This window comes from Clostridium muellerianum (assembly GCF_012926525.1).
Taxonomy (GTDB): domain Bacteria; phylum Bacillota; class Clostridia; order Clostridiales; family Clostridiaceae; genus Clostridium_AM; species Clostridium_AM muellerianum.
Map to the genome: position 1 here is coordinate 126,277 of NZ_JABBNI010000008.1, position 22,605 is coordinate 148,881.

Consider the following 22,605-nt stretch of genomic DNA (forward strand, 5'->3'; position numbering starts at 1 on the left):
AATGAAATTAATAGAAAAATTACAACATAAGTATGCGCTTTCAGAAAAAGGTGCAAAGGATATGATAAAAGCATTTGTTGCATGTAGCTTATCTAATATTGTATTAATGGTGCCTGTAGGTCTTCTTTATTATCTTGTTGGTGATTTAATGCATAAAAATATTGGTACAAAAAATGTTTCACTCTATGTAATTGGAATTGTAGTATGTCTTTTACTTATAGCCATTACCACATATTTTCAGTATAATAAAACCTTCTTTGCAACCTATGTAGAGAGTGGTGTGAGAAGAATAACACTAGCTGAGAAGCTAAGAAAACTTCCACTTTCTTTCTTTGGAAAAAAGGATTTATCTGATTTAACAAGTACAATTATGGCAGATTGTTCTACCATAGAAATAGCATCTTCACATTGGATACCAGAGCTTATTGGTTCTATTATCTCAACATTTATTGTTGCACTTAGTTTATTCTTCTTTGATTTTCGTATGGCCATTGCAGCGCTATGGGTACTGCCTGTTTCCTTTATAATTGTACTGCTTTCATCAAAAGTGCAGCATACATTAGGAAAAAAGCAGATGAATGTAAAGATGGCTTGTGCAGATGGAATTCAAGAATGCCTAGAATCTGTGAGAGATTTGAAATCAAACAATGCAGAAGCAGACTATATGAAGGAATTAAATGTAAAAATTAAAAATGTTGAAAAACGGGCAATTATTACAGAACTTGGAACAGCTGCTTTTGTTGTGTCTGCGCAAATGGTTTTAAAACTTGGAATTGCTACAGTTGCACTGGCTGGTGGAATATTTCTTATGGATGGAAGTTTAGATCTTTTGACTTTCTTTATGTTTTTGCTTTTAGTATCAAGATTATATGATCCAATGCAGATGTCATTACAAAATCTAGCGGCTATCATTTCAGCTAATGTTCAATGTGAACGTATGGAGGAAATTCTTGAACATGACATGCAGCTTGGTACAGAAAAGCTTACAAATAAAGGATATGATATTGTATTTGATCATGTTGTATTTGCTTATGATAATAAAGAAACTGTGTTAAAAGATGTATCTTTTACTGCTAAACAAGGAGAAGTTACAGCACTGATTGGTCCATCAGGTGGCGGAAAGACCACTGTATCAAGGCTAGCATCACGTTTTTGGGATGTTAGCAAAGGAAAAATTACTGTAGGAGGTATGGAGGTTTCAAAGATTGATCCAGAGAGGTTAATGAGCCTGTACTCTATTGTTTTTCAAGAGGTTACTTTATTTAATAATTCTGTTATGGAAAATATTCGAATTGGAAGAAAAAGTGCCACAGATGAGGAAGTTATACAGGCTGCCAAGCTTGCACATTGCGATGAATTTATAGAAAAAATGCCAAAGGGTTGGAATACTATGATTGGTGAAAATGGTTCAGAGCTTTCTGGTGGGGAACGCCAAAGGATATCTATTGCTAGAGCGTTTTTAAAAGATGCACCTATTATACTTTTAGATGAAGCCACAGCTTCATTGGATGTTGAGAATGAAACTATGATTCAGGAATCATTATCACGTCTTATTAAGAATAAAACGGTACTTATCATTGCACATAGAATGAGAACAGTAGCAGGTGCGCATAAAATTGTAGTATTAAAGAATGGTATTGTTGCTGAAGAGGGGAAACCTGATATATTAGCTAAAGAAGGGGAGATATATAAACATATGAATAAAGTTCAGTTGGAGGCTGCTTCTTGGCAATTTTAGTATCATCACTTATTTTAATGTTTACTATGAATAAAAAAATAAAAAACTGTTTGGAGTGAAAAAAGACTAAATAGAGTAGTAATAAAGAAAGTTTTTTTATATAATAGTGCTAGGTTAGTTATAACTAACTTAGCACTATTATTGATATACTTAATATCCACTTTCTTTCAAATTTATTCTAATGCATATTTTTAAAAAGTAAAAGAGAAATTAAGCAATAAGTATTAAACTAATATTTGATAGGTTATGAAAGGGTGTAATAATAAAAAGTATTTCAATTATATACAGTATATACAGACAAAAAATAAGGGGGGAATCTATTTGAAATCAAAAAGAATTTTAGGATTAATAGTAAGTACTGTAATGTTATTTTCAACTACAGTTTTTGCAGATTCTTCATATTCATTGAACCAAAAAAGAATTTTTGGGGGAGATAGATATGAAACTTCAGCACTTATAAGTAAAAATGGTTGGGAAACAGCATCTACTGTAGTAATATGTAATGGAGAAAATTTTCCAGATGCACTTTGTGCAGCACCTCTTGCTAAAAAGTATAATGCACCAATTTTACTTACCAACAAATCAGACTTGAGTGAAAGTACAAAGAAAGAGTTATCAAGACTAAATCCTAGCAAAATAATAATCATAGGTGGAAGTGGAGTTATAACTGATACAGTGGTATCTGAAATAAAAACTATAGTACCTAAAGACGCTGATATAACAAGACTTGGAGGTGCTACAAGATATGATACTTCAAAGATAATTGCAGATAAAGTTGGAAAAAGCTCTTCAATAGTTTTAGTTTCAGGTAAAGCTCCAGCAGATGCACTTTCCATAAGTTATATAGCAGCAAATAAGGGTATGCCAATTTTATTGGCAGATAATAAAGATTCTATACTAGATTATTCAAAAAATAACAGTGTGGAGAAAGCTTATATAATAGGTGGAGAATCTGTCATATCAAAAGATATAGATAGTATATTTAAAAATAATGAAAGAATATATGGAAAAGATAGATATGACAGCAATGAGAAAATACTTGAGAAATTTAAAGATGATATAAACTTTAGCAATATATACTTGGCATCTGCAGAGTATAATGGAATTGATCAATTTGCAGATGCACTATCTGTTTCAGCTTTAGCAGCTAAAAATTGCAATCCTATAATACTGGTAAATGGTAACATAAATAAGGATTCAGTTAGTATAATAAAATCTAAAGTTAATAAGGATAGTAAAATAACAGCATTAGGAGGAACTCAACTTGTAGCTGAAAATATATTAGCTGATTTAGCAAATGTAAAATCTTCTAATGAAGAAAAAAAGCCAAGTAAATCAAGCAGTGGTGGAAGTGGAGGAAGCGGAGGATCATCTTCTAGTACTTATACATTTGCAGGTGGAAATGGTACTGTATCTTCTCCTTATGAAATTGCTAGTGCTGCACAACTTAATAAAGTGCGAGACTATCTTGATAAAAATTTTGTACTTACAGCTGATATAGATTTATCAAGTTATGCAAACTGGGAACCTATCGGCACTTTTAAACCTATATCTGATAAACCAGAAGATGAAGAAACACCAGATCCTAAGGCGGCATTTAGAGGAAGTTTTAATGGTAACGGTCATACTATTTCTAATTTGAAAATTGATCGTAAAAATATGGGAATAGGATTATTTGGTTGCATTACTCAAAATGAAAATAAATCTGTTGTTATTCATAACTTGATAGTAAAAAATGTAAGTGTAACTGGATACAATGATTTAATTGGTGGAGTAATAGGACATCAGGCAGCAGGATCACCAATAGAAAAAATAGAACTTATTGGTGATAACAAAATTACTGGAAATGATAAAAGTGCTAATGTAGGTGGAATTGTTGGTGGTGCAATGGATTCTAATATTACCGATTGTAAATCAGAAGCAAATATAATTGTTAATGGTGATGGAAACAATCTAGTGGGAATATTAGGAGGTGGACTTGGAAACTGTTCCTTAAGTGGTTGTAGTGCTAAAGGTAGTATTACTGTTAATGGAAAAGAAGTCTACTCTATAGGTGGTCTTGCAGGCTGCATTCATGAAGGAGCATACGTAAAAAACTGCAGTTCAGATGTAACCATTTCTGCTGCTGAAAAAGACTTCATGATTGGAGGCTTGATAGGACATGCTGGAACTTTTGATGAAAACGGTCCTACTGTAATTTCAAACTGCACTGTGAAGGCAAATATCAAAGCAGCTGAAAATGCTTCACGTATAGGTGGTGTGGTAGGTAGTGGATTTTATATAGATGGTTTTGAGTATTATCCTACTCCTTCTGTATATAAAGTAGAAAATTGTAATACTGAAGGCAGCATTGTTGGTGGTAAAGAAGTTGGCACTGTTGCAGGTTATGCTTATAATTCTGTTTTAGAAAATTGTACAAGTACTATGACTATTAATGACAAAGCAGATGCATCTCAAATTGGAAAATCAGATACAGAAGCTTCACTGTTTGCAGGAGGAAGCGGTACTAAATCCGATCCATATCAGATTGATAATGCTAGTCAATTGAATAAGGTAAGAAGATATTTAAATAAGAATTATATATTAACAAAAGATATAGATTTATCTACCTATGAGAATTGGGAACCTATTGGTGAATTTAAACCTGTATCTGATAAACCAGAGGATGAGGAAACACCTAATATAAACTTTGCTTTTTCAGGTATCTTTAATGGAAATGGACATAAGATTTCCAATATCCATATTTCCAGAGATAACTCTTCAGGAGTAGGATTATTTGGTTGTGTTGCTGGAGACAATGCTTTTATTCAAAATCTTGTAGTGGAAAATGTCACAGCTTCAGGTAAACAGTTAGTTGGAGCTGTTATCGGATATGGTTCTTTTAAAAATGATGCAGAATCAATTTCACTTATCGGTAAAAACAGTATCAAAGGTGGTTTCCTTGTAGGTGGTATAGTAGGTGGTGGATTTTGCAATATTAAAAATTGTAATGCAAACGCAGATGTTATTTTAATTGGAGATAATGCACAAGGCATAGGTGTATTAGCTGGTGGTATGGAAGCTTGTTCTTTAATTAGCTGTAGTGCAACAGGTACTGTAACAGCATCAGGTAATGGAAACTTTAGTATTGCAGGTTTATCTGGTGCGGCGCAAGAAAGTCCATCTGTAGAGAATTGTAATGCAGATGTAACAATAATTGTTGGAGAAAACAGCAGTATGGTTGGAGGACTTTTAGGAAATGCAGGAACTTATGACATAGAAAAACCAACACTTATTAAAAATTGTTATGCCAATGCTTCTATTAAAGCAACAGACAGTTCTGAACGAATAGGTGGTATAGTGGGTGGTGGCTTTTATCTTGATGCATACAAGGCTGTTCGTCCAGTTCCTACTGTATATAAGATAGTAGATAGTAAAACTTCAGGCAGCATTGATGGGGGAAAAATTGTTGGTAGTATTGCAGGTCATGCTTATAACTCTATAGTGGAAAATTGTACAAGTACTATGACTGTTAACGGAAATTCTAATGCAGTACAAATTGGAAAATCAGAAACAGTAAAGACTTCATCCTTTGCAGGTGGAAGTGGTACTGAAGTTGATCCATATCAAATTGCTACGGTTGATCAGTTGAATAATGTAAGAAAATATTTAGATAAACATTTTAAACTAATAGCTGATATAGATTTAGCAAGTTATGAAAATTGGGAACCTATTGGTGCATTTGATTCACAAGCTAAGGATGAGTCAGGATATTTTGGAAATGCTTTTAAAGGCACTTTCGATGGAGATGGTCATACTATTTCTAATCTAGTTATCAATAAAAAAGATGTTGTAGGTGTAGGTTTAATAGGTGTTACTTCAAAATCTTCTTTGATAAAAAACCTTAAAGTAGAAAATGTAAAGGCTGAAGGTGCAGTAGCAGTTGGCTCTGTAGCAGGTTATAATAGAGGCACAGTAGAAAACATTACTCTATCTGGTACTAATACTATAGCTGCATATAGTTGTGCAGGTGGTGTTGTAGGAGGAAATGAAGGCGGAACCATTAAAAATTGTAATGCTACTGATGCAACGATAAATATGCTTGATAACATATCATATATAAGTCCATTTGTTAGCGAGTGGAAAACAAATATAGATAATGTAGGTACACTTGTGGTAGATTTTAACAATGATGGTACAGCAGCTACGTATTTAAATGGTAAAGCAGCTGAATCTTTTAAATATTTTGCTTATAAAGGACTATACTTTGTTTTAGATGATAATGGGAATATAGAAAAAATAGCTAAGTACAAGTTTTCAGATGATGGAAAAACTCTTGAATATTATGGTTTAGATAATAATTTAATGATCTCGTACCAAAAATCAGAATCATTGAAAGCTGCATCATAAATTCAACAGAAAAGACTGTTATTTCAATACATGTGAAAATTATAATAAAATACTATATGGCGGCTTTGAAGTAAAAATCAAAGCCGTCATAATTTATTTTTGGATGTGAAAATATGAGAATATCCTTTGATAAAATATAAAAGAAGTTTAGAGTATAATTTTTACTAGAAGATTAATAATTTTTTTTTGGTAATATAAAGGAGAAAGTAGAATTTATGAAAAGTATTAAACAAAAAATCACGTTAATTATCTCATCTATATGTATACTAAGTTTATTAGTTTTAGCTTTAGTAAGTTATTTTATATCTTACAATGTAATAATGAGTGAATCTAAAGGTAAGATTATTGCACAATCAGGCAAATATTCTGAAATGATTAATGGTTGGATTGACGGTCAAGGAAAGATCGTTAAAGAAATTGGCAGCAATATAGAGCAAATGGATATAAATGATAATAATAAGGTTTTAGAATATTTACAAGAAAAGACAAAGGATAATCCTAACACTGCAGGTGCATATATGGGTTTTAAAGACAAGCGTTATTTAGATGGATCTGGATGGGTACCTGATAAAGATTTTGATTGTACTCAAAGAGATTGGTATAAAAATGCTATCCAGAAAAATGGATTGGTTTATTCTGAACCATATTTAGATGAACTTACAAAAAAAATAATAGTTTCTATATCTAGACCTATAGTAAAAAACAATGAAATAGTTGGAGTTGTAAGTTGTGATATCAAATTAGATACAATTACAACTACATTAGAAAAATCAAAAACTATAAATAATAGTTATACATTTTTATTAGATAACAAAAACAATTTTATAGTTCATCCTAATAAGGATTTTCAACCTGCTAAAGATCAAAGTAAAAACATTAGTACAATTATGAACGGAAGATTTTCTAAAATATTAGGCAATCAAATAGCCTTATTAAAGGATTTTGATAATAAAGAAAAATATTTTGTCACTAGCAAAATTAATTCTTGTAATTGGATTGTTGGTATTGCAGTACCTAAAAGTGAATTAGAAAAACCATTACACTCATTACTTATAGGATTTACTTTAGTAATAATTGCAGTACTAGTACTTTCAATTTTATTTTCCTTATTCGTTGGAGGAAAAATTGCAAATCCAATAATATCTTTAACAAAATCAGTAAATAAAACTTCTAATTTAGATTTAACTCCTGATAATAGCTGCGATTATTTATTAGGAAGAAAAGATGAAATAGGACAACTTGCTAATGCTACAATTTCTATGAAAACTTCAATTATAGAATTAGTAAAACAGGTAAGAAATGAATCATATACAATAGAAAATATAGTAACTACTGTAAAAGATAAAATGTCAAGTTTAAGCGAAGATGTAACAGATGTATCAGCAAATACAGAAGAATTATCAGCAGGTATGGAAGAAACAACTGCTGCTGCTGAAGAAATGTCAGCTGCATCACAGGAAATAGGCCAAGCTACCCAAAGTATAGCTGAAAAATCACAACGAGGTGCAATGCAAGCTGAAAAAATAAATGAAAGAGCAAATAGAACTAAAAAGAATATTCAGACGTCTCAAAAAAAAGGCTATGAAATGTTTGCAAATACAACAAAAGAGCTTGAAATTGCCATAAAAAACTCAAGCGTTGCAGAAGAAATAAATGTACTTTCAGACACCATTATGGAAATAACAGAGCAAACAGGTCTTTTAGCTTTGAATGCAGCTATTGAGGCTGCAAGAGCAGGAGAAGCAGGAAAAGGATTTGCAGTGGTAGCTGAAGAAATTAAAGAACTTGCAGAACAATCAAAAGATGCAGCTTCTAAAATACAAAATATAACTAATAAAGTAATAGAGGCAGTAAAAAACCTTTCTCAAAATTCCAATAACATTTTGAATTTCATGAAAATTGATGTTACTAATGATTATAAGTCAATGCTTACAGTAGCAGATGAATACAGTAACGATGCTAAATTTGTAGAAAGTTTAGTAGTAGATTTTAGTTCCACATCACAGCAGCTTTTAGCATCAATTAGTGATGTACTTAAAACCATAGATAGTGTAACACAATCTGCAAGTGAAGGAACAAATGGACTAGTAAATATCTCAGATAAAATACTTGGAATTAATGATAATTCAAACTATATATTAAACCAAGTACTTAAAGCAAAAGATTGTGCTGATGAATTAAAAATCCAAATTTCTAAGTTTAAAATTTAAATAATTGAAAGTTAGTATAATAAACAAGGTTTATCAAGGGATTTTTAGGCTCAAGATAGGGGCTGTTGCACTAAGGGATTTATATACAATATATTGTTTTACAAATTTAAAATTAGCACAATATATTATAGCATTTATTATTAATGCGACAGCCATAATAAATAAAATATTTCTTATAAATGAAATTGAGAATTGTATATTTAAGAAATTTTTTCAAAATAACCAATCCTATTATTTTTGGGACGTAATTTAGGTGCAATAAGTGATAAAAAGACAGGCGAAAATCTTTTCATTGTATCAGTAAGGTTAAAATCTCCTAACATTTTATACATGGGACAAAGCTTGATGAAATCTTCCGTATTATTAACTCCCCATCGAAACACTGCAGTAGTTTTTTTTATTGTATCATGTATTTTCTGGTTTTTAACCATCCACTTTGACATTAACTCACATAGGACAGTACAATGTTCAAAAGATACAGAAACTGTTTCAAATAGTTTCTTAACCTCATTTTTTTCCAAATACATTAAGAGACCTTCTGCAATGATTAATGTATTATCTTTGTTTTTAACTTTTTCAATCCAAGAATTTTCAAGTACAGAACCAGATATGTTGGTAACTCTATTGTTTTTTGGAAATATGGTTTTTCTGATATTCATTACATTTTCAAAATCAATGTTATACCATTGTATTTTACCATTATCTACTCTATTAAATCTGGCATCAAGACCACAAGCCATGTTAATAACACTGCAATTAGGATGCTTTTTAATATAGGCTGAAACTTCTCTGTCAAAAATAATGGTTCTTGCAGAACATCCCCACATGTTCAATTTACTTTTACCATGTTTTTTAAAATCATAATCAAGAGAATTAACAATATTAATTGCAGTCTGATCATAAAAAGCAGGTTTCTTCTTTTTACTTTCTAATGCTCTCGCATAGACAGGCACTAACATAGTTTCGTTGACACCAGACAAATTGATTTTTTGTTTTGTCATTATCAGTATTCCTCCAATCATTATTAAAATTTTATTATATATCAGCATAGTTAGTTACAACTAACTATAGTATAGCATTGAATTTAGAATTGTCAATATGAGAATGTTTCAAGAATATGGAGAATCTCATGAATATTTTTATTAGTTACAATAAAATTTAACTTCAATTTCACAATTAAATTGATAAGTCATTGATAATATTTAATTTGTTTGTGAAAATATCTTTTAACAAAAATATGAATATATCAATATTTGCAGAATTGAAGATGAAATATTTAATGATATAAAATAGAAATTTAGTAGCTTTTTGGAAAATGATATGTTACATTTTAATTGAAAATGAAATTCGTTATCAATTAAAATGACCAATGTGTTATTGATCTAAATGAAGGAGTAATTATAAATCAAGCATTGTTAATGAAAAATTTGGAAATAAAAAGTGCTTTATATTTCCAAATTCTATTTATTAAGTAACAGTAATTTAAAGCATGTATTAAAAAGTTAGCATGAGAAAAGGGGAAATGAAAATGATAAATAAAATACATGAAAATAAGTTAATGGAATCTTTTTATAATATGATGCCATATTTTAAGTATTATTTTGGAACGGAATTAATATTTACAATTTCTAATACTAAAAAGTTTCTTTTAGTTGAAAATAGTGAAAATTTAACAACTAATTTTAAAGCAGGTGATGAAATACCTAAAAATTCTGCTGCAGATGTGTGTTTAAAGAAAAAGAAAGTTATACATATTACAGTCCCAAAAGAAGAGTTTGGAATACCTATAGAAACAATTGGAATTCCGGTTTTTGTGAATAACAATATAGAAGGTACTGTGGTAGTAGGTATAAGTACTGACAGAACAAAGAAAAGAGAAAAAATAACTAATCTAGCTAATACATTATCAGAATCATTAACTCAAATGAGTTCAAATGCAGTAGAAATGTCTTTTGCGTTTCAACAGATAAATCAAACAAATGAGAGTATTGGAGAATTTATTAAAAAGACAAAAGAAAGCTCTAAAAAGACTGATGAAGTTTTAACATTTATTAAAGATATTGCAAAACACACTAATTTACTTGGACTAAATGCTGCAATTGAATCAGCTAGAGCAGGAGAATACGGAAAAGGATTTAGTGTGGTATCATCTGAGATAAGAAAACTTTCAAACTCAACAAAACAATCAATAGATGAAATAAATATAATTTTAAATAATATACAAAATTCAATAAATGAAATATATGATAAATTTAAATGTTCTAATAGTTTATTGGAAGATCAAACAGCTGGTCTTCAAGAAGGTACTGCTACTATTGAAGGACTTACATCTAAGGCTGCAATTTTAAATGAATTTGCAAGTGGAATGTAAAGAAATATTAAGGTGATAGAAAATGATGAAAAGAAAAAATATATTATTTAATAAGGAACATAACCCCAAATTTATGGCATTAGATTTTATTAAATATATAGGACCTGGGTTGATAGTTACAGTTGGGTTTGTTGATCCAGGTAACTGGGCATCTAACCTTGTAGCAGGGTCGACCTACGGATATGAACTTTTATTTACCATTACACTTTCAACTATAATGCTTATTATATTGCAGCATAATGCGGCACATCTTGGTATAGTTACAGGATACTGTTTGTCAGAGGCAGCATCAATTTATTTAAAACCATGGCTCAGTAAAATCATTTTGATAACAGCAATGTGCGCAGCTGTTTCAACTGCAATGGCAGAAATACTTGGTTCGGCAATAGCACTTAATATGTTGTTTAAAATACCAATAAAGATTGGAAGCTTAATATCTTTAACATTCATTATTTGGATGTTGTTTACAAATTCATATATAAAACTTGAAAGGTTGATAATTGGATTTGTGTCACTTATAGGGATATCTTTTATTATTGAACTTGGATTTATTAATGTTAATTGGAGTAAAGCTGTGATAAGCTGGGTTACTCCAAGTATTCCAAAAGGATCTATGCCCATAATAATGAGTGTTATTGGTGCTGTAGTTATGCCGCATAATTTATTTCTTCATTCGGAAATAATACAAAGTAAGCAGTGGAATTTAAAGGATGAAGTAATAATTGAGAAACAGCTGAAATATGAATTTACTGATACTTTACTTTCAATGATAGCAGGGTGGGCTATTAACAGCGCTATGGTTTTAATTTCAGCAGCTGTATTTTTTTATAATAAAGTAACTGTAACAGACCTTAGCCAGGCTGAGAAAATGCTAGAACCATTGCTTGGCAAAGGAGCAGCTGTAATATTTGCAATAGCTTTATTATTTTCAGGCATTTCTTCTACAATGACTGCAGGGATGTCAGCTGGAAGTATTTTTTCTGGTATATATAAAAAACCCTATGACATAAATGATTTGCATACAAAAATAGGCGTTGGAACAACACTAATTATTGCTTTTTTGATTATATTTTCTATTTCAAATCCATTTAAAGGTCTAATTTATTCACAAATGTTTTTAAGTATGCAATTACCGATTACAGTGTTTCTTCAAATATACCTGACTTCATCTAAGAAAGTTATGGGTAAGTATTCTAATAATATATTTTCTAAAATAGTTTTAGGAATAATTTCCGTTATCATAACAATCTTAAACATAATGTTAGTACTAAATGTATAAATAGCAAAGCTATAGTCTGCATTGACAAGTTTATTATTATGAATATAATATACTTATACTAATAATGGTATGGAGGTGTAGATATGAAACAATGTATGGATACAGCCAACCTGCACCGACGATTAAAGAAGATTATCGGACAGGTTCAGGCTGTAGATCGGATGATAGATGAAGATGTTCCATGTGAGGATGTTCTTTCACAGATTAATGCGGCTAAATCTGCATTACACAAATGTGGACAGATAGTTTTGGAAGGACACATAAAGCACTGCGTACGAGATGGAATCGAGCATGGTGATGCAGATAAGACCATTGAGAGTTTTACTAAAGCAGTTGAACGCTTTGCAAATATGACTTAATGAATACAATTTTGAGAGCAATCAGAAATGGTTGTTTTTCTTTTATATTATTGACAACCTATACCCCTATAGGTATAATACAAATATACCTATAGGGGTATATTAAAATGCAATCAGGAGGTTTTTATGAAAAAAGTAGCGGAAAAATTAGAGCAGTTATTGGAAAAAGGAGGTATACCAAAAGATATCGTTCTACTGAGTATTTCTGGTATTGCTCTGATTGCAAGTATTTTTAATTTGTTTACTTTTAATATGGTATGGATAGTAATTATTCTTTGTGGAATTCCTATAATAATGGAAGCGGTTATTGGATTAGTTACGGATTTTGATATCAAAGCAGATGTACTTGTATCCATTGCGCTGATTGCTTCTGTATGCATAGGACAGGATTTTGCAGCGGGTGAAGTAGCTTTCATTATGAAGCTCGGTGCGCTGCTGGAAGATTTAACTGTTTCCAGGGCACGGGCAGGCATTGAAAAACTTGTTCATCTTACACCACATACAGCAAGAGTTTTAGTTGATGGTAAAGAAGAAATTATTCCTTCTGAAAAAGTTAAAGTGAAGGATATCATTCGGGTATTTCCTGGTGAAACAATTCCTGTGGATGGAGTTATAATATCTGGTCAAACTTCAGTCAATCAAGCAGTTATGACAGGTGAATCACTTCCGGTAGATAAAACCATAGGTGATGATGTTTCGAGTGGTACTGTAAATCAATTTGGTGCTTTTGAAATGAAGGCTGAGAAAGTTGGAGAAGACAGTTCTATTCAGCGCATGATTCGTCTTGTGCAATCTGCAGATGCAGGAAAAGCAAAAATTGTGGGTATTGCAGATAGGTGGGCAACATGGATTGTTGTAATAGCTTTAACAGCTGCAGTATTAACATGGTTTATATCAGGAGAAATTATACGTGCTGTTACGATTTTGGTTGTGTTTTGCCCTTGTGCACTGGTTCTTGCAACTCCTACTGCAATTATGGCAGCTATTGGTAATGTGACGAAACATGGTTTCCTTGTTCGGGAAGGTGATGCTTTAGAGAGACTTGCCTCAGTATCAAAAATTGCTTTTGATAAAACAGGAACACTTACATATGGTACTCCGCAAGTATCAGAAATTAAGTCAATTACTTCAGATGTTTCTGTGAACGAATTATATTCTTATGCGGCAGCTGCAGAGTCACTTTCGGAGCATCCATTGGGAAAAGCAGTAGTAAGATGCTACAAGCAGCAATTTTCAGATCCAGTTCCAATGGCAGAACATTTCAGCATGATTCCAGGGCGCGGTGTTACATCAAGAGTAAATGGAAAAGAAATACTTGCTGGAAATCCAGTGCTTATGGAAGAAAGTAATGTATCAATCTCACAGTCAGTAGTTACAGAAGCAGAAGAATTCTTAAAACAAGGATGTACGATTATTTATATTGCTATTGATAAAGTACTTACTGGTTTCTTGGCATTATCTGATACTATTCGTTTTGAAAGTGCAAAGATGATTGATTCTTTATCTGCTCTTGGTGTTCAACCTGTTTTACTAACTGGAGATCATGAGAATGCTGCAAATTCCATTGCAAATCAGCTTTGTATTGAAGAGGTACATGCTCATTGCCTGCCGGAAGATAAACTCAATTGTATTTCAGAATATCAGAAAAGAAAACAGGAAATATGCATGATTGGAGATGGAATCAATGATGCACCTGCTTTAAAAATTGCAAACGTTGGAATTGCAATGGCTGGAGTTGGCAGTGATATTGCAGTAGATGCAGCAGATATCGCATTGGTGGATGATGAGGTTAAAGAACTTCCACACTTGTTAGCACTGTCAAAGAGGATGATGTTTACTATAAAGTGTAATCTTGCTTTTTCAATGACTCTGAATTTCATTGCTATTATACTTGCTATTACAGGTATACTAAATCCTTTTGTTGGAGCTTTAGTGCATAATTTAGGTTCTGTGTTCGTTATTATAAACTCATCATTATTATTGAAATGGAAGAAAAAAGGATGATTAAGAAGAAATAATATAAAAAATTTATGGGATTATTAATAGCATCGCTAAAATAATTGTAATAAAGTATATGTACAATTAAAGGTGTTATTATGATAATATTTATATTGGAAAGAATATGATGCATTGCTGGCCAATGGTGGGATTTACTAATGAAAGTAAAAAAACACGAGCTGATATTTATAAAATAATATAATCAATGTAATTATGTTTTTTCATAATTGATGGATTTTTAGATGGGGGAATAGAATGTGAAATTTCATGAGTTTGGTAATATAAATAATCCAGTTATTATTTTGCTTCCGGGGACATGTTGCCATTGGAAAAATAATTATGATCATGTTATAGATTTATTGGCAGAGTCATTTTATGTGGTATGCGTATCATATGATGGTTTTGATGAAACTGAGCAAACAGAATTTCATGATATGATTACAGAAACTGAAAAAATAGAAGATTATATAAAGGATAAATTTAATGGAAAAGTTCATGCTGTATATGGATGTTCACTTGGTGGATCATTTGTAGGATTGCTTATACAAAGAAAACAGATTCATATAAATCATGGAATTTTGGGTAGTTCTGATCTGGATCAAGAAGATAAATGGAAGGCAAAAATACAGGCAAAAATATTTGTACCAATTGTATATCATATTATTCATAAAGGGAAAATTAATAGGTTAACTGCTTGGTACATGAAAAAGCGTGCTGATGAACAATATGTGAAAGAATTCAAGCATATTATGCTGGGAGTAGGAGGGCAAAAGCTGGATTTTGTGACAAAACGAAGTATGGAAAATCAGTTTTATTCTGACCTTATAACGAAAATGGAAGATGGAATAGATGTTGCTGGCACTAGTGTACATTGTTTGTATGCATCAAAAATGGGAGAAATGTATTTAAAAAGATACAATCAGTATTTTAAAAATCCTCATATTGTTAAGCATGATTTGAAGCATGAAGAACTGCTAGCATGTAGACCAAACCAATGGGTGGAAGTAATTAAGAAATGTATAGGTGTAGAATAATAAAGTAATATTTAGCATTTTAAGATTGGAAAGTGATGAAATTGACAGAAGTAATATATCTTGAAGTCCAAAATAAATGTGAGGAAATCAAAGGAAAAACTTATGAGTATTTGGACAATGGATACAGTATTACAGATGCTGCTATTAAGGCAGTGTTTAACTTAACAGTTCTTCACATTTTGATAATGCAAATAAGGCAATGCTTGGGTTAACAGCTAATGAATTAAAAAATGATATTCATTATGTTGTAATAGAATAGCGTTTATTTGCAAGTAAATTATGAATATAGAAGTTAAAATAAAGGCATAGCTTTGGACTTAGCAATGTCTTTTTTGATGGGAGGAGTTTAAATGAAAAAGGATAAAATAACATTCTCAAGGGCTTTATATAATTTAAATAAAGATCCAAATTTTAATTATCAATTAAAGTATGTTAAATAAAAATAAAATAGAAACATTTATTCCAATATTTAAAACAATATGTTACAATTTAAGTGATAATGAAATTCGTTATCACTTAAATTTGCGGAAATAAATGTAACATTTTCAATCGTAATATTTGTTTTACAAAGTAATTAGTACAGGAGGTAAGGCAATGAATCCGACAAACAGAGATAAACAATTATATGGCAGTGGAGTAGATGTTATAAGAAAAGGTGATGATTGCACAATTTATAGAATTAATAATTCCTATGGTAGTGCTATTATGACAAGCTATTCTGTATTTCCTGGTATTGAATTAATTTATAATGATGTTAATGCACAGTGGATAAGTGTAGATGAGGAGCAACCAAAAAATATTTTTCAAATCAATTATTGCAGAGAAGGCATAATTGAATGTAAGACCATAAAAGGAGAGTATCTTTACATTTCAAAAGGAAATTTTGTTATAAACCAAGAATATAACATAAAAAATGGTTATAAATTTCCTTTAAAACACTTTTATGGAATTACTGTAAATGTGAATCTTGATGAAGCACCTAAGTGCTTATCCTGTATTTTGGAAGAAGTTTCAGTTAATTTATTAGAATTAAAAAATAAATTTTGCAAAATCAATAAGGGATTTTTAGTGATAAAAGAAAATGACAGTATTGAACGTATTTTTTTAGAACTATATTCAGTTCCTGAAAAAATAAGGAAAGGTTATTATAAAGTAAAAGTTTTAGAATTATTTATTTTTCTAAGCAGTCTGGAACAGAAGAAGTTAAAGCAGAGTAAGAATTATTATTCGAAAAGACATATTGATATTATAAAAGGAATAAAGGAATACCTAATAATTAATCTGTCTGAAAAAATAACTTTAGATCAATTGTCAGTTCAGTTTAAAATTCCTCTTACAACAATGAAGTTTGTATTTAAAGAAATATATGGGGACAGTATTTATTCTTTTATAAAATCATATAAAATGCAGAAGGCAGCAGAACTTTTAAAATATACTAGTGAAGGTATTAATGAGATTTCAGGAAGTCTTGGATATAATAATGCAAGTAAATTTTCGGAAGCGTTTAAAAAGGTTATAGGAGTAAACCCAAGTGTATATCGAAAAAATGTCAAAATTGAGCAGTGATGACAAAACAGAGTGGAGAAATAAAATTTAATATATTAGACTTAATTAAGTACCTGTGAAAAGGGATAAAAATGTACAATAGTTAGTTGAAGCTAATCGAAAAAGTGAAGATGGAGTTGTAAATTTCAAGTGAAATTAGAGCTATCAATTTATTGACAAAGATATGAAACCTATGATAGAATATATGATAATGATAATCATTATCATATAAAAATAATCGGGGGGCAAGAATAATGACTAATGAATATGGTATTAAATCGAAGACTAGTATAAAAAGCAACTCAATAAAAAGTATAATTATTGCTGCAATTTTAATAATAGGGATTTCAAGTTTTATTTATTTTATTTCTTTTTATCAAAAAGTAATAATGAATATAAGTTTAACAGTCCTATTATCAGTTAGTATTGGAATTGCTATTATTGAATTTAAAAAAGCCAGAAGATTAAAAATATTAAATAATATTATTATAGAAATGAAAAAAGGAAATTTTGTAGATATAAAAGAAAAATATTTGAAAGATAAAACAGAAGTTGGAGAAATAAGTAGAGTGTTAAATGATATCATACTTGCAAATAGTAATATGTTACAAGAAGTAAAGAAAGATTCAAAAGATATAGATGCTCAAGCAGTAGGATTGACATACATTTCAGAAGATATGTCAGATTTAACTTCCAATATAGCTAAATCTACAGAAATTGTTACAGATGCAACTAGAAGTCAAAGGAAAAATGTATCTAGTATTGTAGAGAAATTATTTCAATTTGGAGAGTATATAAATGGGGTAAGTGATAGTACTATATGTATTGATAATTTAGCAAATGGTATTGGGAAAAAATGTGAAGACACTAATCAGGAACTAAAGGAGTTGTCTTCAGTTATTGAAAACCTTAATAACAACTTTAGCAATTTTACAAAATTTCTAAATATAATGATGGATGATATAAAAAGTGTAAATGAAATGACAGATATAATAAATAATATTTCTGAGCAAACAAATCTATTAGCGTTAAATGCTGCAATTGAGGCAGCAAGAGCAGGAGAAGCAGGCAAAGGATTTAGTGTAGTTGCTGTTGAAATAAGAAAACTCGCAGAAATGAGTAAAAATTCCTCAAATAAAATATACCATATGGTTGATAACATATTACAAAATATTTTAATAATAAATAAAAGAATATCAGTAATTGATACTGATATAGTTAAACAAAATCTTGCTGTGGATAAAACTATAACTGTGTTTAATGACATATCAAAAGAAATTGATATTATAATACCAAAGGCACATGAAATAGTACAAGCCTTTGATAATGTGAATGTTCAAAAGGAAAATATATTAACAGGAATTGAAGAAATATCATCAATGTCACAGGAAATAATATTAACTACAGAAGAAATTTCGGATACGGCAAAGGAATTAAATTCAATGGGAGATGAAGTAATAGGTGCAGCAAATAATTTAAAAAAATCAATAAACAATATGGAGAAAATTGAAGTTGTTTAAATATTTAATATATTAAAATAAGCAATTATAAAATGTTAAGTGTTAATGGGTAATAACTACATAAAGCAGAAAAATTTTACTATAAGTAAGAATGAAATAGTTTTAAATACATATTGTGCTATAATAAAAGTTATAAATTAATATAATTGTTAATATTAATTAAAATAACAGGAGAAAAAATATGGGTAGAGCATATACTTTAGAAGAAAAGAAGAAAATAAGAGAAAATTTAAAAAAAATTGCAAAAGCAATGTTTAAGGGAAAAGGTGTTAAAAAAGCTAGGATTGAAGAAATAACTAAAGCTGTAGGAATATCTTTAGGTGGTTTTTATACTTTTTATAAAAATAAAGAAGATTTGTTTCTAGATATTATAAATGATATAGAAAAAGAAATGTTCAATAAGCTTATACAAGAGGCAAAAACTACTGAGGACAGTATTGAAGAATACTTCAGAAAAGTTGCCTATATAATGTGCGAAAAAATCAATAAAAATAAGATGTTCATGAATAAAGATAGTGATGTGCTTAAGGTTATTAATAATTCAAGTGTAGAAGATAAGAAAAGAGCTTTAGCAGAGGATTTATTTGTAATAGAAAAAATAAAATCTATTTGGTTGGAAAGAGGTTGTAATATTGATGCTCCAGCTGAAAAATTACTAGGTGTATTTAGATGTATAACAACTATTAGATCTAATGCTGAGATGATAGGTGAAAATGTTATTGATGAACTTACATCACATATTATAGATAAGTTTGTAGAGGTATATATTAATGGAAGTAGATAATAGTAATTGACTTAGATAAAAAGCATGGTATACTAAAATTATGCTATGAAAAATATATATATTTTTCATAGCTATGCTGAAATAATTACTTAATTTTCGCAATACGCTTATATTAAGTCAAAAGTTTATGTTTGTGAAAGTTGAGTTAATTATATATAAATTTATAATAATATTTTTTTAACAAAGCTATGAAAAAACCAATAAAATTTTCATAGATTAATAAATACTAATAGGAGTGAAATAAATGTATGTTGTTGATTTAAAGCATGTAAGAAAAGATGACATCTTAATAGTTGGAGGAAAAGGTGCAAATTTAGGAGAAATGATTAAAGCTGGTATCAATGTGCCAGGAGGATTTTGTATAACCAGTAAATCTTATTATAGTTATATAGAAGAAAATAAAATACAGCCTAAAATAGATGAATTATTAAAAAAAGCTTATGAAAATGAAGATAAACTTAATATGTATGCTGATAAGATTGAAAAAATTATTATAGATGGTATTATACCAAAGATTATAAAGTATAAAATTATAGAATATTATACAAGCTTAGGGAAAAACATAAGAGTTGCTGTTCGTTCTTCAGCAACTACAGAAGATTTGCCAGAAGCTAGCTTTGCAGGGCAGCAGGAAACTTTTTTAAATGTATATAAAATAGAAGATGTGTTTGACAAGATAAAAAGATGTTGGGCATCGCTTTGGACTGCAAGGGCTATTAAGTATAGACAGCAAATGGGTTTTGATAAAGAAAAAATTTCTATTGCTATTGTTGTACAAGTTATGATAGAAGGACAAATATCAGGAGTATTATTTACAGTAAATCCTACTACAAATAATAAAGATGAGATAATGATCAATTCTACTTATGGACTTGGAGAAGCGGTTGTATCTGGCATGGTAACACCAGACACTTATATTTGTTTAAAAAATAATAGTAAAGTACTTAAAAAGTATAAAGGTAGCAAGGAAATATCAATTGTGTATGACAATGTTAAAGGTACCACAAGTATTGAAAATTCTAAAGAGAAAAGAGATGCTTTTACATTAAATGAAAATTATATTAAAAAGCTTATTTTTATAGGAATAAATATAGAAAAATATTATGGATCTCCACAGGATATAGAGTGGACTATTAAAAATGATAATTTATATATATTGCAGTCAAGGGCGGTTACTACTTTAAATCATAATATAACAAAGTGTGCTAAAAGTACAATAAATAATTTTATAGAACACTGTCCTGTAGTGCCATATCCTTTAGATTTCCAGCCCTTATTAATTATGGATGAAGAAAAGGCAAATGTATTTAGAAATATAGGAATAAAAATGGAAAGTGAAGTATCTATGAAAGATAATGGTGAATTTGTTATAAAAGGATCTAAGCTTAGACCAACCATTAAAATATTAAAACTTCCTTTTATATTTAAAAAATTTATAAATGAAAAAAATAATATGGAGGAAACAGAAAAATTTAAGAAAAATATTCTGGTAAAGATACAACAATTAGAAAATAAAAACTTCAATAATTGTAGTATGCAAGAGCTTGGAACTTTATTGCATGATATTATGAAAATTATTCATGAAATTGGTTATGTTAGATTTAGGTATAATATATTTCCAGAAGTACTATTAGGAAAAATAATTGAACATAAACTTAAAAAAATTGATAAAAATCTCACTGAATATGATTTACTATCTGGGTTAAAATATAAAACGTGGTTAATTAATAAAGATCTTAAAGAATTGGCTAAAAAGGCAGAAGAGGATAGAGATATACATGAATTCATAAATAATGAGCTATTAAATAAAAATAGAGATAAAAAAATAATTATGAATGAATTAAAGGAAAAATCTTCTGGATACTACAAACAAGTTAAGAAGTTTCTAGAGAAAAATGGATGGAAGTCTTCAATGTCCTATATACCATTTTCAACTAAAAGCTGGAATGAAGATTTAAGAGGTTTTTTATCAATAATTAAAGTAATGATAGAAAGTGAAAAAAATGAATTCCATGTTGATAAATATAAAAGTATAAAGGAAAAAATTATAGAAAAGATTGGAAAACATAAAGGTGAAAAGCTCTTAAAACAGATAGATGTTTATAGATATAACCATGTGCAAAGAGAAGAAAGCTTATATATGATTGAAATATGTTATGGATTAAGTAGAAGTATAGTTAAAGAACTTATTGAAAGAATGCTTGATATTTTAGAAAGTGAAAAAGATATATTGTATTTAACTTTAGATGAAGTTTATAATATATGCAAAAATCCAGAGAATAATATTGAAGAATTAAAGAAAAAAATTTGTATAAGAAAAGAAGTAAGGATAAAAAATAAAGCATTATGGAATAATTGTCAGCTCTTATATGAAAATCTAGATTGTAAAATGCTTAAAGGTTTATCTGGAAGCAAAGGAAGAATTTCTGGAAAAGTATGTATTATAAATAGTATGGAAGAATTTAACAAGTTGAAAAAAGGAGATATTTTAGTATGTAAATTTACTGATCCAGTTTGGACTCCACTTTTTTCAATTGCGAAAGCTGTAGTAACAGACAGCGGAGGACCACTATCTCATAGTGCTATTATTGCTAGGGAATATGGTATACCAGCAGTACTTGGAGTAGGAAATGCAACATTTATTTTAAAGGATGGAGATGAAATTATTGTAGATGGAAATAAGGGAGAGGTATTATTTTAAATTAGTGTATTAGCAATAATTTTAGTAATAATGAATAGTTTGTTGAAAAATAAATAAGTACTATTTTTAATTAATTTGTAGAAAGTATACTAAATATGATAAAAAATGTTGACTAAGTAACATTACAATGATATTATGAAAATAAGAATCATTATCAAATACGAAAGGGAGAGATAGATATGACAAACATTTTCGGAAAAGAAAAATCATTAATATTTGCAGGAGGAGTTTTAGTTGGAACTTTAGGGTTAAAACTTTTAAAAAGCAAAACAGCTAAAAAATTTTATGTTAAAACATTAGCTGGAGGTATGAAGATTAAAAATGATGCACAAAATTTATGTGAAACAATAAGAGAAGATGCAGAAGATATGTGTTATGAAGCAAGCAAACAAGCTTCAGAAGAGGAAAAAGGCTGCTGCTGCCATAGCGAAAAATAAATAGTTAAATATTAAACTTAAATTATGAAATATGATTAATTTTATTAGTATGATTTTAACAAAGCAATTTTAATTATAAGGTTATCCATTTACAAAAAAGGTGTGATTAACAGATGTTATCTTTAGTGATTATAGTATAGATAGTAAATAATAATATAACTATACAGAATAGTAGTATTATACAAGGATAAGATAGTATAGATAGAGAGTGTATAAGAGTAAGTGAGTACCATGCTTGAT

15 protein-coding genes are annotated in these 22,605 nt (G+C 29.5%); 14 read left to right on the top strand and 1 reads right to left on the bottom strand.

Annotation, left to right across the window (positions count from 1 at the left end; genetic code table 11):
- Position 1: 1 nt before the first annotated feature.
- The 3 genes from HBE96_RS04145 to HBE96_RS04155 all read left to right on the top strand — a co-directional run bounded on the left by HBE96_RS04145 (position 2) and on the right by HBE96_RS04155 (position 8,337).
- Positions 2 to 1,738 (top strand): ABC transporter ATP-binding protein, encoded by a 1,737-nt coding sequence (locus HBE96_RS04145; RefSeq protein WP_169296495.1) that lies wholly within the window; start codon positions 2 to 4, stop codon positions 1,736 to 1,738.
- A gap of 321 nt (positions 1,739 to 2,059) precedes the next feature.
- Positions 2,060 to 6,127, top strand: a complete 4,068-nt coding sequence (locus HBE96_RS04150) for a cell wall-binding repeat-containing protein (RefSeq protein WP_169296496.1) — start codon at positions 2,060 to 2,062, stop codon at positions 6,125 to 6,127.
- Between the two features lie 215 nt (positions 6,128 to 6,342).
- Positions 6,343 to 8,337, top strand: coding sequence for a methyl-accepting chemotaxis protein (locus tag HBE96_RS04155; RefSeq protein WP_243186831.1), 1,995 nt, complete (start codon positions 6,343 to 6,345; stop codon positions 8,335 to 8,337).
- A gap of 200 nt (positions 8,338 to 8,537) precedes the next feature.
- Here the strand turns inward: HBE96_RS04155 and HBE96_RS04160 are convergent, their stop codons facing one another.
- Entirely contained in the window at positions 8,538 to 9,338 is an 801-nt protein-coding gene (locus tag HBE96_RS04160) for a class I SAM-dependent methyltransferase (RefSeq protein WP_169296497.1), read from the bottom strand.
- Between the two features lie 527 nt (positions 9,339 to 9,865).
- On the opposite strand from HBE96_RS04160, the gene HBE96_RS04165 reads away from it, so the two are divergent.
- The 11 genes from HBE96_RS04165 (at position 9,866) to HBE96_RS04215 (ending at position 22,365) form a co-directional block, all read left to right on the top strand.
- Positions 9,866 to 10,708 (top strand): methyl-accepting chemotaxis protein, encoded by an 843-nt coding sequence (locus HBE96_RS04165; protein WP_169296498.1) that lies wholly within the window; start codon positions 9,866 to 9,868, stop codon positions 10,706 to 10,708.
- A 25-nt stretch (positions 10,709 to 10,733) separates the two neighbouring features.
- On the top strand, positions 10,734 to 11,987 hold the full coding sequence (locus HBE96_RS04170; RefSeq protein WP_169296515.1) for an Nramp family divalent metal transporter: 1,254 nt from the start codon (positions 10,734 to 10,736) through the stop codon (positions 11,985 to 11,987).
- Between the two features lie 83 nt (positions 11,988 to 12,070).
- Positions 12,071 to 12,346, top strand: coding sequence for a metal-sensing transcriptional repressor (locus HBE96_RS04175; protein WP_029159568.1), 276 nt, complete (start codon positions 12,071 to 12,073; stop codon positions 12,344 to 12,346).
- 126 nt (positions 12,347 to 12,472) lie between these two features.
- Complete coding sequence (locus HBE96_RS04180) at positions 12,473 to 14,350, top strand: heavy metal translocating P-type ATPase (RefSeq protein WP_169296499.1); 1,878 nt, start codon at positions 12,473 to 12,475, stop codon at positions 14,348 to 14,350.
- A 251-nt stretch (positions 14,351 to 14,601) separates the two neighbouring features.
- A complete protein-coding gene (locus HBE96_RS04185) occupies positions 14,602 to 15,378 on the top strand; it encodes an alpha/beta fold hydrolase (protein ID WP_169296500.1) in 777 nt (258 codons plus the stop codon).
- Between the two features lie 32 nt (positions 15,379 to 15,410).
- Complete coding sequence (locus HBE96_RS04190; protein WP_169296501.1) at positions 15,411 to 15,590, top strand: hypothetical protein; 180 nt, start codon at positions 15,411 to 15,413, stop codon at positions 15,588 to 15,590.
- 382 nt (positions 15,591 to 15,972) lie between these two features.
- Positions 15,973 to 16,944: a helix-turn-helix domain-containing protein gene (locus HBE96_RS04195; RefSeq protein WP_169296502.1), complete on the top strand. Its 972-nt coding sequence runs from the start codon at positions 15,973 to 15,975 to the stop codon at positions 16,942 to 16,944.
- A 233-nt stretch (positions 16,945 to 17,177) separates the two neighbouring features.
- Entirely contained in the window at positions 17,178 to 18,443 is a 1,266-nt protein-coding gene (locus HBE96_RS04200) for a methyl-accepting chemotaxis protein (RefSeq protein ID WP_169296503.1), read from the top strand.
- A 181-nt stretch (positions 18,444 to 18,624) separates the two neighbouring features.
- The gene (locus HBE96_RS04205) at positions 18,625 to 19,227 is read left to right on the top strand and encodes a TetR/AcrR family transcriptional regulator (protein ID WP_169296504.1); all 603 of its coding nucleotides are present in this window, start codon (positions 18,625 to 18,627) and stop codon (positions 19,225 to 19,227) included.
- Positions 19,228 to 19,471: 244 nt separating this feature from the next.
- Positions 19,472 to 21,928: a PEP/pyruvate-binding domain-containing protein gene (locus HBE96_RS04210; protein ID WP_169296505.1), complete on the top strand. Its 2,457-nt coding sequence runs from the start codon at positions 19,472 to 19,474 to the stop codon at positions 21,926 to 21,928.
- A gap of 179 nt (positions 21,929 to 22,107) precedes the next feature.
- Positions 22,108 to 22,365, top strand: a complete 258-nt coding sequence (locus tag HBE96_RS04215) for a DUF6110 family protein (RefSeq protein WP_169296506.1) — start codon at positions 22,108 to 22,110, stop codon at positions 22,363 to 22,365.
- The last annotated feature ends 240 nt before the right edge of the window (positions 22,366 to 22,605 follow it).